Annotated in this window: 14 protein-coding genes; 6 read left to right on the plus strand and 8 right to left on the minus strand. The window is 70.4% G+C overall.

Going from position 1 to position 14080, the window contains the following annotated elements; genetic code table 11:
* Nucleotides 1-243: 243 nt before the first annotated feature.
* The 4 genes from AB0I18_RS48830 to AB0I18_RS48845 are packed head-to-tail and all read right to left on the minus strand — an operon-like array spanning nucleotide 244 to nucleotide 5126.
* Nucleotides 244-1287 carry an NAD(P)-dependent alcohol dehydrogenase gene (locus tag AB0I18_RS48830; RefSeq protein ID WP_363112323.1) on the minus strand — a complete coding sequence of 348 codons (1044 nt, stop codon included), beginning with the start codon at nucleotides 1285-1287 and terminating at the stop codon, nucleotides 244-246.
* Nucleotides 1288-1289: 2 nt separating this feature from the next.
* A complete protein-coding gene (locus AB0I18_RS48835) occupies nucleotides 1290-2435 on the minus strand; it encodes an ABC transporter permease (RefSeq protein ID WP_363112310.1) in 1146 nt (381 codons plus the stop codon).
* 1 nt (nucleotide 2436) lies between these two features.
* The gene (locus AB0I18_RS48840; RefSeq protein WP_363112311.1) at nucleotides 2437-3984 is read right to left on the minus strand and encodes a sugar ABC transporter ATP-binding protein; all 1548 of its coding nucleotides are present in this window, start codon (nucleotides 3982-3984) and stop codon (nucleotides 2437-2439) included.
* A complete protein-coding gene (locus AB0I18_RS48845) occupies nucleotides 3981-5126 on the minus strand; it encodes a substrate-binding domain-containing protein (protein ID WP_363112312.1) in 1146 nt (381 codons plus the stop codon). Before AB0I18_RS48845 ends, AB0I18_RS48840 begins: the two co-directional genes overlap by 4 nt.
* Before the next feature lie 434 nt (nucleotides 5127-5560).
* Here AB0I18_RS48845 and AB0I18_RS48850 point away from each other — a divergent pair, with 434 nt between their 5' ends.
* Genes AB0I18_RS48850 through AB0I18_RS48865 form a run of 4 tightly spaced genes read left to right on the plus strand, consistent with a single transcriptional unit; the run spans nucleotide 5561 to nucleotide 8583 of the window.
* Nucleotides 5561-6970, plus strand: coding sequence for an aromatic ring-hydroxylating dioxygenase subunit alpha (locus tag AB0I18_RS48850; RefSeq protein ID WP_363112313.1), 1410 nt, complete (start codon nucleotides 5561-5563; stop codon nucleotides 6968-6970).
* On the plus strand, nucleotides 6955-7296 hold the full coding sequence (locus AB0I18_RS48855) for a 2Fe-2S iron-sulfur cluster binding domain-containing protein (RefSeq protein ID WP_363112314.1): 342 nt from the start codon (nucleotides 6955-6957) through the stop codon (nucleotides 7294-7296). Before AB0I18_RS48850 ends, AB0I18_RS48855 begins: the two co-directional genes overlap by 16 nt.
* Before the next feature lie 5 nt (nucleotides 7297-7301).
* Entirely contained in the window at nucleotides 7302-7517 is a 216-nt protein-coding gene (locus AB0I18_RS48860; protein WP_363112315.1) for a transposase, read from the plus strand.
* Nucleotides 7518-7521: 4 nt separating this feature from the next.
* Nucleotides 7522-8583, plus strand: a complete 1062-nt coding sequence (locus tag AB0I18_RS48865; protein WP_363112316.1) for an NADP-dependent oxidoreductase — start codon at nucleotides 7522-7524, stop codon at nucleotides 8581-8583.
* Here AB0I18_RS48865 and AB0I18_RS48870 read toward each other — a convergent pair.
* From AB0I18_RS48870 to AB0I18_RS48885, 4 genes are all read right to left on the minus strand, one after another.
* Nucleotides 8566-8958: a putative quinol monooxygenase gene (locus tag AB0I18_RS48870; RefSeq protein ID WP_363112317.1), complete on the minus strand. Its 393-nt coding sequence runs from the start codon at nucleotides 8956-8958 to the stop codon at nucleotides 8566-8568. The genes AB0I18_RS48865 and AB0I18_RS48870 overlap by 18 nt on opposite strands.
* A 55-nt stretch (nucleotides 8959-9013) precedes the next feature.
* Entirely contained in the window at nucleotides 9014-10750 is a 1737-nt protein-coding gene (locus tag AB0I18_RS48875; protein WP_363112318.1) for a PEP-utilizing enzyme, read from the minus strand.
* A 68-nt stretch (nucleotides 10751-10818) separates the two neighbouring features.
* Nucleotides 10819-11643, minus strand: coding sequence for an SDR family NAD(P)-dependent oxidoreductase (locus tag AB0I18_RS48880; protein WP_363112319.1), 825 nt, complete (start codon nucleotides 11641-11643; stop codon nucleotides 10819-10821).
* Entirely contained in the window at nucleotides 11640-12911 is a 1272-nt protein-coding gene (locus tag AB0I18_RS48885) for an aromatic ring-hydroxylating dioxygenase subunit alpha (RefSeq protein WP_363112320.1), read from the minus strand. Before AB0I18_RS48885 ends, AB0I18_RS48880 begins: the two co-directional genes overlap by 4 nt.
* A gap of 247 nt (nucleotides 12912-13158) precedes the next feature.
* Between AB0I18_RS48885 and AB0I18_RS48890 the strand changes: the two genes are divergently transcribed.
* Entirely contained in the window at nucleotides 13159-13671 is a 513-nt protein-coding gene (locus AB0I18_RS48890; protein ID WP_363112321.1) for a VOC family protein, read from the plus strand.
* 104 nt (nucleotides 13672-13775) lie between these two features.
* The coding region (locus tag AB0I18_RS48895; protein WP_363112322.1) for a thiamine pyrophosphate-dependent enzyme at nucleotides 13776-14080 on the plus strand (305 nt) is incomplete at its 3' end.

Genomic DNA, 14080 nt, shown 5'->3' on the forward strand with positions numbered 1-14080 from the left:
CGTCCTCAAACGCCGGACGGGCTGGGGGGGCCGGGACCAGGCAGGGTGGGCGGGGGTCGGGCTGAGTGGACCTGGCCGGGCTGAAAAGCAGGGCGCAGCCCGCTTTTCAGGGGCGCGGGGAACTGCGCGACCAGCCCCCACCCACCCGCACCCGACCACACACCCCCTCAGGGTCTGGGGCGCAGCCCCAGGGGACGGGACGGGTAGGGGCGGCGGGGGCGAGAATCCCGGCCGTATCCCTGTTCAGCCGTGCGGCAGTACAACTGCCCGGCCGTTGATCTCTCCCGCGTGCAGCCGCGCGTACGCCGCCGGAGCGTCCTCGATCGAGAACGTCTCGACGTGGGAGGAGACGAGACCCTGCCGAGCGAGTTCGACGACCTCCATGAGCTCGACGCGGCTACCCCAGTAGGGCGCCGAGGCGGACACCTCGAACGGCAGCCCACCCCCGAAGCCGACCGCCAGCGTGCCCCCGCCGATGCCGACGACGGTCACATCGCCCTCCACCGCCACCACCGCGGCGGCCACCGCCAGGGTCGCCTCGACTCCGACGAAGTCCAGAACCACCTCCGCTCCCACCCCACCGGTGAGTTCCCGGATGCGTGCCGCGGCCTCGCCGTCGGAGCGCAGCGTCTCGTGAGCGCCGACGGTCTGCGCCAGAGCCAGCTTCTCCTTGCTCACGTCGAGGGCGACGACCCGGGCGGAAGTCAGCCCCCGCAGCAGCTGTACGGCGAGATGGCCCAGGCCGCCGACGCCGATCACCACCGCCGTGCTGCCCGGCACCAGCTTGGGCAGCGACTTCCGGATCGCGTGATACGGGGTGAGTCCGGCGTCGGTGAGCGGCGCCGCCTGCGCCGGATCGAGGCCGTGCAGCGGCACGAGGTGGCGCGGCGAGTCCACCACCATGTACTCCGCCAGGGCACCGGGAGAGCCGAGGCCGGGCGGCATGATGCCGAGCCCGGCGGCATGCGGACAGCAGTTCTCCTTGCCCTCGGCACACTTACGGCAGTGACCACAGCCCCACGGGCCGTACACCGCCACGTCGTCGCCCTCGGTCACCCCCGTGACACCGCTTCCCACGGCCGCGACCGTGCCGGCGCCCTCGTGACCGAGCGTCAGGGGCAGCGCGTAGGGGAACTGTTCCGCGGGCCAGCCCATGACCGCCAGGTCGGAGTGGCACAGCCCCGCGGCCGTCACCTTCAACAGCACCTGGCCCGGGCCCGGTTCGGGCACCGGAACCTCGACCACCTCAGGCTCGCCGCCCACTGTCCGGTACTGAACCGCTTTCATCATCAGACCTCCTTGTCAGGGGTGGCTACACGCTCGGCGGGCGGCGACTTGTGACGGCGCAGAACCGCCGGTAGCGCGATCCGCCCACCCGTAAGGACCAGCGCGACGATGAGCACCGAACCGGTGAACAGGCTCGCGGCCCACTGCGCGCTCGTGGCGAGCCCGAGCCCCGTGATGCCGGTGCCGAGCAGCAGCACCGCGAGCACGGTGCCCCAGGCGTTGAAACGGCCCGCGCGCAGCTGGGTCGCGCCGACAAAGGCCGCCGCGTAGGCCGACAGCAGATACGGCGTGCCCGCGGTCGGCGATCCGGATCCCACCGAGGCCGCGAAGACGATCCCGGCGAAACCGGAGAGCAGCGCGGACGCCACCAGCGTCAGGAAACGCAGCCGGTCGGTCCGTACTCCTTGCAGGCGTGCCGCGTCGGCGTTGAAGCCGGTCGCGTACAACCGGCGTCCGGTGGCGGTGTGTTCCAGCAGGAACCAGATGGCGGCCGCGGCGAGCAGCAGATACAGCACCGGCAGCGTGATGCCGCCCGCGTCCAGCTGGGCCAGACTGGCGAACGGCCTGTCCAGCAGCTGAACACCGGTGATGGAGCTGTCCTTCGTGACCATGGTGATCACGGACTGGATCAGCGCGCCGGTGGCCAGCGTCGCGATGAACGAGTCGACCCGCAGCACCACCACCACGATTCCGTTGACCACCCCGATCAGCAGTGCGGCCGTCATCGCCAGGGCGATCGCGGCGCCGGGGCCGAGCCCCGCGGTGACCATGAAGTAGGCGGTCAGCACGCTGGTGAGGGACATGGTGTAGGCGACCGACAGGTCGAAGACCCGTGCGGCCAGCGGCGGTACGACGCTGAGCGCGACCAGCCCGGCCACGGCGTTGCCGTTCAGTACCTGCTTGACCGTGATGACCGTCGGGAACGTGTCCGGCGCCCAGACGGAGAAGAGCACGACGATGACCAGCCACACGTACACGGCGCCGATGTTCCGGAACGACAGGGCGGCCACGGCCCGTCGGCCCAACGCGCCCAGGGCGGGCACGGACCTGTCCGGTCGTCCCGCCGGTTCCGGTGGTTCCGGTGGTTCGGTCGGCCGGAGTCCCGCGGCCCGGGTGGGGGGCGAGGTCGGAGTCGGGGTGGATGTCATCTCACTCTGTTCCTTCCATGGCGTGGACGAGCGCGGGCTCGGTGATGTCCCGGCCACTGATCTCCCGTACGATCCGGCCGTCCCTCACCACCAGGACACGGGTGCACAGCGCGAGCAGGTCCTGGGTGTCGGACGAGGAGACGATGACGCCCATGCCCTCTTCGGCCTGACGCTCGATCAGGTCGTACAGCTGGAGGCGGGTGGCGATGTCGACGCCGGCCGTGGGTTCGCACAGCACCAGCACCGGCGGGCGCTGGGCCAGACAGCGGGCCAGCACGACCTTCTGCTGGTTGCCGCCGCTCAGCGTGGTGATCCGGGCCCCGCGACCGGCCGTACGCACCCCGACCCGCTCGATCCACTCCTCCGCGAGCGCGCCTTCCCGTCCTCGGTGCAGCCGGCCGACGCGGGCGCGGAGCCGGTCGAGGAGCGGGAGAGTGAGGTTCTCCCCGACCGAGAAGTCGCCGATCACTCCCTCGCCCGACCGGTCCGCGGGGACCAGCGGGAGGCCGAGCCCGCCGGCGTCGCGCGCCTCGACCCACCGCTCGGAGCGTTCCGGCAGCCGCAGCCTGCCGCGTACCGGGCCGGTTCGGGCCCCGCACACCGCGTACGGCACGACCTCGTGGCCGGAGCCGACCAGGCCGGTGATGCCCAGTCGTTCGCCCCTGGCCAGCTCGAAGCCGACTCCGCGCAGCGGGCCCGCCCAGAGGTCGCGGACCTCCAGTACGGCCTCGGCAGGACCGGAAGGAGACCCTGGACGGTGGTCGGTCTCCATCTCCTCACCCCCTTCCTCCGCTTCGGCCTCCTCGCTCTCCTCGCCCGCCATCAGTTCCGCCAGCGAGCGCGGGGTGAGGTCGGCGACGGGCAGGGTGGCGATCCGTCGGCCGCCGCGGATGACGGTCACCCGGTCGGCGAGCGCGAAGATCTCGTCCATCCGGTGCGAGACGTACAGGACACCGGCACCGGCGTCCCGGATCTCGCGCACGATGTCGAAGAGCCGGGCCACCTCGCCGGGCGGCAGCACGGCGGTCGGTTCGTCGAGCACCAGGACACCGCGCCGGCCCTCCCAGCCCTGCAGCGCGGCGGCGATGGCCACCACCGCGCGCTGGACGGGAGAGGCCTGGGCCAGTGGCCTGCGTACGTCGATGCCGAGGCCGAACCGTTCCACCAGCGCGGTCGTCCGCCGTTCCATCTCCGACCAGCGGATGTTGCCGAAGGCGGTACGGGCGAAACCGCGGCTGAGCGCGAGGTTGTCCGTGGCGCTCAACTCCCCCACCAGACCCAGCTCCTGGTGGACGAAGCGGAGCCGGTCGTGCCGGGCAGCGGTGACATGTTCCAGGTCGAACGGCTCACCGTCGAGTTCGGCGACCGCTCCCGGCTCGGCGTGGTGGTAGCCCGCGAGGATCTTGATGAGGGTGGACTTGCCGGAGCCGTTGGGCCCGATCAGGGCGTGGATCTCACCGGGTTCGACCTCCAGATCGACATCCCGCAGCGCGTGGGTTCCGCCGAACCTCTTCGAGAGGGCGGCCACTCGCAGCAAGGGCCGGGTCAACTGAGCCCCCAGAGCGCCTTGAACTGCGCCTGATAGTCCTCGACGAGCGGGAAGTCGCCGTCCGCGGAGGGGAGGTTGTCCTTGGTGACCAGCATGTTGGGCAGCACCGCCTTCTGGTCCGCGTCCATCGGCTGGTCGGTGAAGTGGCGGGCCAGCGCGTCGACCTGGAGCCATGCCGTCTCGTGGGAGTTCAGCGCCATCGCGCCGTCGGTCTGGCCGCTCTGGATGTACTGGTAGCTCTGCGCGTCACCGACGTTGACCACGAGGTGCTTGCCGGTGATGCCGGCGGTCTTCAGCGCGGCCGGGACGCCCACGTTGAGCAGGCCGAGCGAGAAGACGACATGGGTCACCTTCGGGTGCGATCTGAGGTACGAGACCACGCGGTCCGGCATGTCCTTGCCGACCGAGGTGATCGGTACATCGACGGTGTCGAGCGCGCAGCCCTCGCACCATTCCTTGTACTTGGCCGCGAACGCCTCTTCGACGGGCTTGAGGATCGTGTAGGCGGGGAGGTCGAAGTAGACGGTGTCGGCCTTGGCGCCGCTGTCCGACACCACCCACGAGGCGATCATCTCGCCCTGGATGCCGACGTCGTCCGGTCCGTTCTTCAGCAGGGAGATGCCGTCGCCCAGTACGTCGTCGGCGTTCGACTGGATGACGGGGATGCCGGCCGCCTTCAGCTCGGCCAGCTGCTTGGCGTAGACCGCGCGCGGGAAGCCCGAGGCGACGACGGCGTCCGGCTTGTCGCGCAGGGCCTGTTCGTAGGCGGCCTGGACGGACTCCGGGGTGCCCTGGGTGGCGATCTGCTTCACCGTCCAGCCCAGTTCCTTCGCGCCGGCCGTGAAGAAGTCGGCGAGGTCCTTGCAGGACTGGACGCCGCAGAGGATGAAGTCGATCTTCTTGCCCTCGGGGATGTCCTTGCCCACCGGCTCGGTGACGGGGATGCGGGTCGGGCGCTCGGAGTACTTCTCCGCGGCGGCGCGGGCGGCTGTCAGGCCGGGGGTGTCGGCCGCCGCGGCCTGCGACGCGTCGGCCGCGGCCGGGGACGAGTCGCCGCCGCACGCCGTGAGGGCGAGCAGGGCGGTGAGGGGGACGATCGCGGTGAGGGCGCGGCGGACCGCGCGACCGGGTCTGGAACTCATCGTTGAGTACTCCCGTGGTGTGGCGCCTGCGCTGCCGCGGGCCCGCGTCGTTCGCACGTCTGCGGCGGTCGGCTCTGTTCAGGCGGATTCCGGTGCCGTCCGGACCGGAACGGCACGCATGGAGGCTGGAGAGGGCTGCGTGATCCGCCGTCGTGGGGTACGGCGCGGGCCGCCGGGGTGACCGGTCGGCGCTGCGGCCGGGGCTGGAGGAGTCTCCCCGGACCAAGAAACTTATGAGGCACTACAGCCTCAAGTGCGTCGGAGTGTGACACGGTCCGGCGGGCTTGGGGAGAGGTCGGTCACCATGAATTCGAAGTATGACGGCACATTTCCTCGACCACCTCGACAGATGCGGCGTCCGAACGCCGTCGCGAGTGTTGCTCCGGGCCGTACCGTCTAACTACACTCACTCTAAAGTTTCTGCCGGAGGAGAGATGATGGACGAAACGTCGGAGTTGGGCAGCGCCCGATGCCCCGGACCCAGCGTCCAGGACTACCTCGACCAGGACAGCCGCCCCGTTCCCCCCGCGCTGAGGCACGACCGGAACGACTACATCGGCAGCGAGGACATCGACTCCGCGCGCTTCGTCTCCCGTGACTGGGCAGAGCTCGAGATGCGGCAGGTATGGCGGCGCGTGTGGCAGTTCGCCTGCCTGGAGAGCGAGATTCCCGAGGTCGGCGACCACGAGGTCTACGAGATCGGCGACGAGTCGCTGATCGTCGCGCGGACGGCCCCCGGCGAGATCCGCGCGTACGTCAACGTGTGCCTGCACCGCGGACGGAAGCTGCGCACCGGCGGGGGCAACGTCGGCGAGTTCCGCTGCTCGTTCCACGGTTTCGCCTGGAACCTCGACGGCACCATGCAGACCCCGCCCTGCGCCTGGGACTTCCCGCACGTCAGCCCGGAGAAGTTCGCCCTCCCCGAGGCCCAGGTGGCCACCTGGCGCGGTTTCGTCTTCATCAACATGGACCCGTACGCGGAGTCCTTCGAGAGCTACCGCGGCACCTTCGACGAGCACTACATCTGGCCGCTGGAGGACCGCTACAAGTCACTGCACATAGCCAAGGTGCTGCCCTGCAACTGGAAGGTCGCCCAGGACGCGTTCATCGAGTCCTTCCACGTGATCGCCACCCACCCGCAGATGCTGCCCTGGCTCGCCGACGCCAACTCCCAGTACGACGTCATGGCGGACCAGCCCAACTGGAACCGGATGATCAACATCCAGGGCGCCCCCAGCCCCCACGTGGCGGACTCCGTCACGGAGGAGGACGTACTGGAGACGTTCTACGACTCGCGGTCGTTCTACGCGGCGGCCCAGGGCCGTGACCTGGTGATGCAGGAGGGCGACGAACTGCCCGCGATCCCGCCCGGCGGCACCGCCCGCCAGGTCCTGGCCGAGCGGATGCGCGCGCAGCTGGCGGCCACCTCGCGGCAGGACTTCACCCAGGCCGCCGACACCGAACTGCTGGACGCCATCAACTACTTGCTGTTCCCCAACTTCAATCCCTGGGGCGGCGCCAAGTCCAACATCGTCTACCGGTTCCGGCCCAACGGCCTCGACCCCGACTCCTGCACCGCCGAGATCATCTTCATGTCGGCCCCGAAGACACCCGGTGAGATGCCGCCTCCGGCCAAGATCCGCTGGGTGCCGGAGGACATGCTCTTCGCGGACATCCCCGAACTCGGTGTGCTCGGGCCCGTCTTCGACCAGGACTGCGAGAACCTCCCCTACGTCCAGCAGGGACTGAAGGCGACCCGCAAGCCCGGCATCACCCTGGCCAACTACCAGGAGAGCCGCATCCGCCACTTCAACCAGACACTCGACCGGTGGATGGACAAGTGACCCACCCGGTGGCGGTCCATCGAGTGTCGGTCAGGCCCTCCGGCGTCGAACTCGAAGTGCTCGACGGCGAGGACCTGTTCAGCGCCGCCCAGCGGCTCGGCTACCGCTGGCCCACCATCTGTGGCGGCAAGGGCACCTGCCGTACCTGCTTCGTGGCGGTCGAGGAGGGCACCGAGAACTGCTCGCCCGTGGGCCCGCTGGAGCGCGAGGGCATCGAGGCCCTGCGCAGGCCGGTGGACGGCCTGACCCGGCTCGCCTGCCGGCTGCGGGTCGAGGGCCCGGTGACCGTGACCAAGCGCGGCGTACGCCGCCGAGTGCAGGAGTGAGCCCCATGTCCAAGCAAGTGATCCATCCGCTGACCGGGCATGTGTACCGGCTCACCGAGGACGGGCTCGTCGAGGTGACCGACCCGAAGACCGGAGCGACGGGCACCTTCGACTTCCAGGCCCGGTGGCAGTCGGGCGAACTGCGCCACGCCGACCTCCAGATGGCCGGCTGGGTGGGCCGCCTCGCCCGGCGACGCAGCGTGCGGCAGCCGGAGGAGTGACCCGGTGACACCCCGTACGACCCGAGTGGTCCGTCTCGTGCGCCGGCCCGACGGAGAACCGGTCCCCGACGACTTCGCCGTCGAGGAGCACCCGCTCCTGCCCCTCGGCGAGGGGCAACTCCTCGTCCGCAACCTCTACATGAGCGTCGACCCGTCCATGCGCGGGCGGCTTGAGAGCACCGAGAAGCACTACACGCACAACTTCACGCCCGGCTCGCCGCTCGACGGCCGGGCGCTGGGCGTCGTGGCGGAGAGCCGCTGCTCCTCGGTGCCGCCGGGTACGTATCTACGCCACCAGCTGGGCTGGCGGGAGTGGGCCGTGCTCGACCCCGCGGACACCGAGGGCGCCGGGCGCATAGACCCACAACTCGCGCCGCTACCCACCTGGTTGGGGCTGCTCGGGCAGACCGGCTTCACCGCATACGTCGGGCTGGCCCGGATCGCCGCGGTGCGCCCCGGTGACACCGTCTTCGTGTCGGCGGCGGCCGGGGCCGTGGGCAGCGCGGCCGGCCAGTTCGCCCGGCTGCTGGGCGCGGAGCGGGTCGTCGGGACCGCCGGCGGGCCGGACAAGTGCGCCCTATTGGTGAAGGAGTTCGGCTACGACGCCGCCGCGGACTACCGCGCCGAGCCGGTGCGCGAGGCGCTGGCCCGGCTGGCGCCGGACGGGCTCGACGTGTACTTCGACAACGTCGGCGGGGAGCAACTCGTCGCCGCCCTGCACGCGTTGCGGACGGGTGGCCGGGTCGCCCTGTGCGGCATGATGTCGCAGTTCGGCGGGGAGCGGCGAGCCGCAGGCATCACCCAACGGCCGCCCGACATCAACCAGTTGATCCAGGCGGTCCTCAAGCGGCTGACCCTGCGCGGCTTCATCGTCCGCGACCACGAGGACCTACGGCCGGAGTTCGAGCGCCGCGTCGCCGACTGGCTCGGCTCGGGCCGGATCACCGCCCGCGAGACGGTGGTCGACGGCCTGGACAACGCGGCCGGTGCCCTGCTGTCCCTGCTGAGCGGCGGCAACATCGGCAAGATGCTGGTACGGCTGGGCGATTCAGCGCATGGGGCGTGACGCGGCCACCGTGTGAGCCTGCAAGGAGACCCCGACCCGGGTCAGCCCCGTCGCCGCCGCCCGGAAGTCCTTGATGTGCGGCGTGCCGAAGTGCTCGTCGAGGGCCTGCTGGGAGGCCCACCGCTCATACACGCGGATCCGGCTCTCGTCACCGGGGTCCGCGGTCATGGCGTAGTCCAGACAGCCCGGCTCGTCCTCAAGCGTCCGACGTCCCAGTTCGACCAGCAGCCCCAGCATCGCGCCGCGCTCGCCGGGCTCGTAGTCCATCCAGCCGGCGACGATGACTTCCTGCGGCACGGTCGCTTCCTGCGGCACGGTCGCTTCCTGCGGCACGGTCGCTTCCTCCGGGACGTTCGACACGGTGGTCCTTTCCACGGGTCGTGCCTGCGGGCCCGTCGCCCGGGGAGAGGAGCGACGGGCCCGCGGCGGTTCAGCTGACGGGCGACGCCGGGACACTGTTCACGGTGACCGTGCCCTTGTCGCCGTCGACCGTGATCTCCATGCCGTCCCGCAGCCGCCGCGTACCGCCCTCGACGGAGATGACGGCCGGAATGCCGAGCTCGCGGCAGACCACGACCGCGTGGCTGTTGAGCGCGCCCACGTCCACGACGGCCGCTCCGGCGACCAGGAACAGCGGGGTCCAGGCGGCGTCGGTGATCGGTGCCACCAGCACCTCGCCGGGCTCCAGCGCCTCGCAGGAGGCCGGGTCGGTGACCACCCGCACCCGGCCGGTGTAGGTGCCGTGGCTGCCGCCGACGCCGCTGAGCACATGGCCCTCGACGGCCGCCTCGGTGCGCTCCTCGGTGCGGCGCGGCCAGGTGTCGATCTCGGTCTGCGCGTCCTCGGCGACGAAGAACGGCGGTTCCAGCTCGTGCAGTCCGGCGTACTCCCGAAGCCGCTGCGCGATGACGGGTCCGAAGGACTCCGGGTCGGCCACGTAGGCGTCGAGCTCGGTGTCCAGCAGCATCATGACGTCCGCGGGCTCGGTGAGGCGTCCCGCCTCGACTCCGCGGCGGCCGAGTTCGCGTACCGCCATGCGGATTTCGTTGATGACGTTCACACAGTTGGCCTTGGTGCGCTCGCGGGCCGGGATCCACACCTGGGAGGCGTGCAGGCCGGCGTCGAACATCGGCCGGGTGTCCTCGGGCAGCGCGGCCCGGATCTCCTGTGCCGCCTTCTCGCGCTGCTCGGTCAGCCGCCGGTGGCGGACGGCCGGGGAGTCGTCGTCGGAGCTGTGCCGGATCCGGTCGACCAGGGCCAGCGCCTGGACCGGCGCCGCCTCCCAGGACAGTGCGTGGATGTCCCACTCGTTGGGGCCGCGGTCACCGGAGTCGGCGATGAACTCCTCGAACGCGTCACGGAACGCCTTCACGTCGCCGGTCGCCCCGTCGAGCGCCCGCTCCACCGCGGCCGGCCCCTGGTCGAACAGCGTGGTCAGCTCGGCCGAGGCCGCCACCTGGCGGGACAGCGTCCACAGCCCGGTCGAGGGCGAGGCCGAGTCGACGCCTCCCAGCCCGCCGATGAGGTCGAGCATGACGTCGGAACGGTCCACGCTCGCGCACAGCGGGCCGAGGATCGCCGGTCCGACGGACGCGGGCAGCGACGACTCCACATGCCGCTGGAAGGTCGTCTCCACCTCGTCGAGGAGCGAGCGGGCGTGCGCCACCAGCTCGGCGTCCGACAGCCGACTCAGGTCGGGCCGCTCGCGGCGGGCGCGGCGCAGCCGCTCCCGGTCGGCGTCGGCCTCCGGGAAGTTGGTCTGGCCGAGCATCCGCTGGAGCGTGCCGCCGGCCTTGGCCGTCAGAGCGGGGTCCTGGTCGTCCGGGTGCGCCACGTACACCGGGGTGTCGGAGCGCTGGCCGACGAAGGCGGTGTCGATCTGGTCGGCGGTCTGGCCCATGCGGATGCCGAACAGCCGCATGTGGGACAGGTTGAGGTAGAAGTAGCCGCCGAACATGCCGACGAACGGCGGTCGGGGCCCGGCCACCTCCTCCTCGTGGTAGATGCCGAACCCGACGAAACCGCGGCGCCAGCCCTGCAGACCACGGCCCCACACCAGGGTCCAGCCGAGCGGGCTGGCCGGCTCGGGAAGGGTCTCCCCCGCGTTGGCCCGGGTGTAGTGCGGCAGCCGCTCACTGCGCTGCCAGTCCGTGATCCAGCTCTTCATGACCGGAAGCCTCTCGCTGTCCGTGCCGCCGCCTGCCACTGCTACTCCCACTGCCACTGACCCGGTGCCTACCACTGCGCTGTTCCCCCGTCGACGCTGATCAGCGTGCCCGTGATGCCCGCTCCGGCGTCACTCGCGAGCAGCGAGGCGAGGCCCGCGATCTGCTCGACGGTGGTGATCTTCTTGGTGGCGGCATGCTCGGCGAAGCGGCCCAGCCACTCCTCGTAGGAGATGCCCTCGGCCTCGGCGGCGGCCGGTCCGGCGGCGCGCATCAGGTCGGTGTCGACGGCGCCGGGGCAGATCGCGTTGCAGGTGATGCCCTGGGTGCCGTACTCGAAGGCGGTCGCCTTGGTCAGGCCGTGGATGGCGTGCTTGTTGGTGATGTAGTGGCTGATCGCCGGCTTGTTGGCCTGCTTGCCCTCTACGGAGGAGATGTTGATGATGCGTCCCCAGCCGCCCACCAGCATCTTGGGCAGGGCCCGGCGGGTGCCGTAGAAGTAGGCGTTGACGTTCAGCTTGAGGGCGTCGTGCCAGGCCTCGTCGCTGAGCTGGTGGATGGGGGCGAAGCCCGAGGTGCCTCCGACGTTGTTGACCCAGATGTCGAGGCTGCCGAAGCGCTCGGCGGCGAAGTCGGCGAGGCCCTCGATGTCCGCCTGGCTGTTGGCGTCGCAGGGGTGGAAGACGGCCCGGTCCCCCGCGTCCAGCTCGTCGAGGGCCTGCTTGCCCTTGAGCTCGGAGCGGCCGCTGATGACGACCGTGGCGCCGTCGGCCAGGAATGCTTCGGCGATGGCACGGCCGATGCTGCGTGTACTGCCTGTGATCACCGCGACACGTCCGTCGAGGCTGCCCGTAGCCACCATGGTGTTCTCCCGCGAGTCTTGTCGGTTCGTCACCTGGCGGCTCTTGCTGTTTCCAGGTGTGCGTGGATGGTGCGGTGGAAGTGCTGGAGTCCGGGCTCGTTGCGCCCGAAGACGAAGTCGGTCCCGCTGAGGGCCTGGAGGCCCTGCTGAACTCCGTACGTGGTCGCGTAGTCCTCGTCGCGGACCACCTCGTGGAACCACTCGCCGAACCGGTCGGCGGCCTCGCGTTCCTCCTCGGTGACCGCCGGGTCCCGGAGCAGGATGATCTGCTGGGTCACCGATTCGGTGGCCGTCCGGGGGATCACCAGGGACACGGCGATCTTGTGGCGCCAGCCGCCGGCTATCGCCAGACCCGGGTAGAGCCAGTAGATGGCTCCGACGCAGTCTCCGGGGTCGCGCTGATCCGGGGGCAGGTCGACGGCCTGCGCGATGGGGCGCAGGGCCGGTGAGATGCGCTGGTGGGGGCCCCAGGTGTCGTGGGCCATCATGTTGGAGAGGTTCGTCTCGAACACCGTCTTCGGGTGCAGCGAGGCGAAGTGGTACGTCTCCAGGTATCCGTCGAGCGTGACCTTCCAGTTGGGGCTGGTCAGCTCCTTGGTCGAATAGTGGTGGCACTCCGCCATGCGGAGCCCCTCGAGGAGCGGCTGCAGGTCGCCCAGCCAGGCGTCCAGATCGGGTTCGGCCGCCGGGTCCAGCGAGACGAAGACGATCCCGGCCCGCTCCCCGACCGGCAACCGCAACAGGCTGCGCCCCTCGCGCGGCACCTCACCGAAGGTCTTCTCCGCGTACACGCCCCGCAGCTGTCCGGCGAGGTCGTACGACCAGGAGTGGTACGGGCAGGTGAGGCGCTTGGACACCCCGCAGCCGGGCTCGATGATCTTCGCGCCCCGATGCCGGCAGGCGTTGATCATCGCGTGTACGACGCCCTGCCGGTCCCGGGTGATCAGCACCGGCACGCCCAGCACGTCCAGTGCCTTGTACGTGTTCGGCCCGGGCAGCTCGCACGACATGGCGAGCGGCAGCGGGACGCTCCGGTGGACGGCGTCCATCTCCCGGTGCCAGCGGTCGGCGTCGTGGTAGTGCGCGACGGGTTCCGTCCACTGGCCGTCCGCCTCGTGGGTCGTGTTGTCGCGGTAGTGCGTCATCACGCGCTCGACGAGTTCGGCGGCCTCCTGCCGCATCCGCACGGACGCGGCGTCGGTGGACCGGTCCCGGCTGATCCACGAGGAGTACTCGGGGGCCGGGGGCGGCTGACGCTCGGCGTCGGTCTCCCGAATCTCCGGCGAACTGGTCTGGACCACGATGTCCTCACAATCCTCCCGGCCGCGGGCCGGTGAAGGCTTCGGATGCGCGGCGGGGTCGTGACGCAAACGACAACAGGACTTAGTGTTGCCTGTCAATAGAAAGTGGTGAAGTTGGTGCTCAGCGACCCGCAAGTCACCTCGTATTTCCTGGTAGCCGGGTGAACGATCCGCCCTGATCTTTCTATGGATCCACTCCAGTCGGGCGAGGGCGACAACCGGACACGCGACGAGGGGTGACGCCGGGATGAACGAGGACACGGTAGGCGTGGTGCACCAGATGCCGACGCGCATGACCGAGCCGTTCGAGGTGGGTGTGGTCGTACGCGACCTGGAGCTGATGGAGCGCTTCTACAGCGAGGTGCTCGGCTGCCCGGCGGTGCATCGCTCGCGCATACCGGAGTCCGTCGGCGCACCGGCCGGACTGGGCGGCGAGCTCTTGGTCGTCTGGCTCCAGGTGCCCTCCGGAGGGCGGGTCAAGCTGATCCGCCCTCAGACGCCTCCGGCACCCGCGGAGTCGGCCGTGCCGCTGACCGCACGCCAGGGACTGTCCTATCTCACCTTCCACCTGGACGACATGGACCCGACGGTGGCAGCACTGCGGGCCGCGGGCGCCCGCCCCTTGTCGAATCCGGTCGTCGTACGAGCGCGAGGGCGGCGCATCAGCTTCTGGGCCGACCCGGAGGGCAACACCGTCGAGTTGGTCGACGCGCGAGGCGGCGATCCCGAGGCGGATCCGCCGGATCGGACGGAGGCGTAGTAATTAGAGAGTCTGTTCAGTAAGGTGCCCTCTGCTACTTACTGTAGACCGGCACTACTAAGTCCGATTGCGTGGCACACCTCCCTCGGGCGAAGGGGCGGACGATGGCTCAAAGGGCATCACGTACGTCGAGCACATCCAGAGCATCGAAGAAGTCGGCCGAGCCGACGGGGCCGACAGGGCCTGCTGCGGATCAGGAGTCCGCGCAGGTCATCAGGGACCTGCACGAGCGCATGGTGCGCATCCGGCTGTTCGAGACCGAGGCGGGAAAGCTCATGGAGGCCGGCAAGCTGCCGGGCTTTCTGCACCTGTACGTCGGCCAGGAGGCCGTGGCCGCGGGGGTGATGGCGGCGCTCCGCGACGGCGACCAGATCACCTCCACCCACCGCGGGCACGGCCACGCCGTGGC

The sequence above is a fragment of the Streptomyces sp. NPDC050704 genome (assembly GCF_040654355.1).
GTDB lineage: Bacteria > Actinomycetota > Actinomycetes > Streptomycetales > Streptomycetaceae > Streptomyces.

Bases quoted from the DNA above. Each gene is read 5' to 3' on its own strand.
- AB0I18_RS48875 (WP_363112318.1), bottom strand. From the start codon at position 10,750: ATGAAGAGCTGGATCACGGACTGGCAGCGCAGTGAGCGGCTGCCGCAC.
- AB0I18_RS48890 (WP_363112321.1), top strand. From the start codon at position 13,159: ATGAACGAGGACACGGTAGGCGTGGTGCACCAGATGCCGACGCGCATG.
- AB0I18_RS48835 (WP_363112310.1), bottom strand. From the start codon at position 2,435: ATGACATCCACCCCGACTCCGACCTCGCCCCCCACCCGGGCCGCGGGA.
- AB0I18_RS48845 (WP_363112312.1), bottom strand. From the start codon at position 5,126: ATGAGTTCCAGACCCGGTCGCGCGGTCCGCCGCGCCCTCACCGCGATC.
- AB0I18_RS48860 (WP_363112315.1), top strand. From the start codon at position 7,302: ATGTCCAAGCAAGTGATCCATCCGCTGACCGGGCATGTGTACCGGCTC.
- AB0I18_RS48850 (WP_363112313.1), top strand. From the start codon at position 5,561: ATGATGGACGAAACGTCGGAGTTGGGCAGCGCCCGATGCCCCGGACCC.
- AB0I18_RS48830 (WP_363112323.1), bottom strand. From the start codon at position 1,287: ATGAAAGCGGTTCAGTACCGGACAGTGGGCGGCGAGCCTGAGGTGGTC.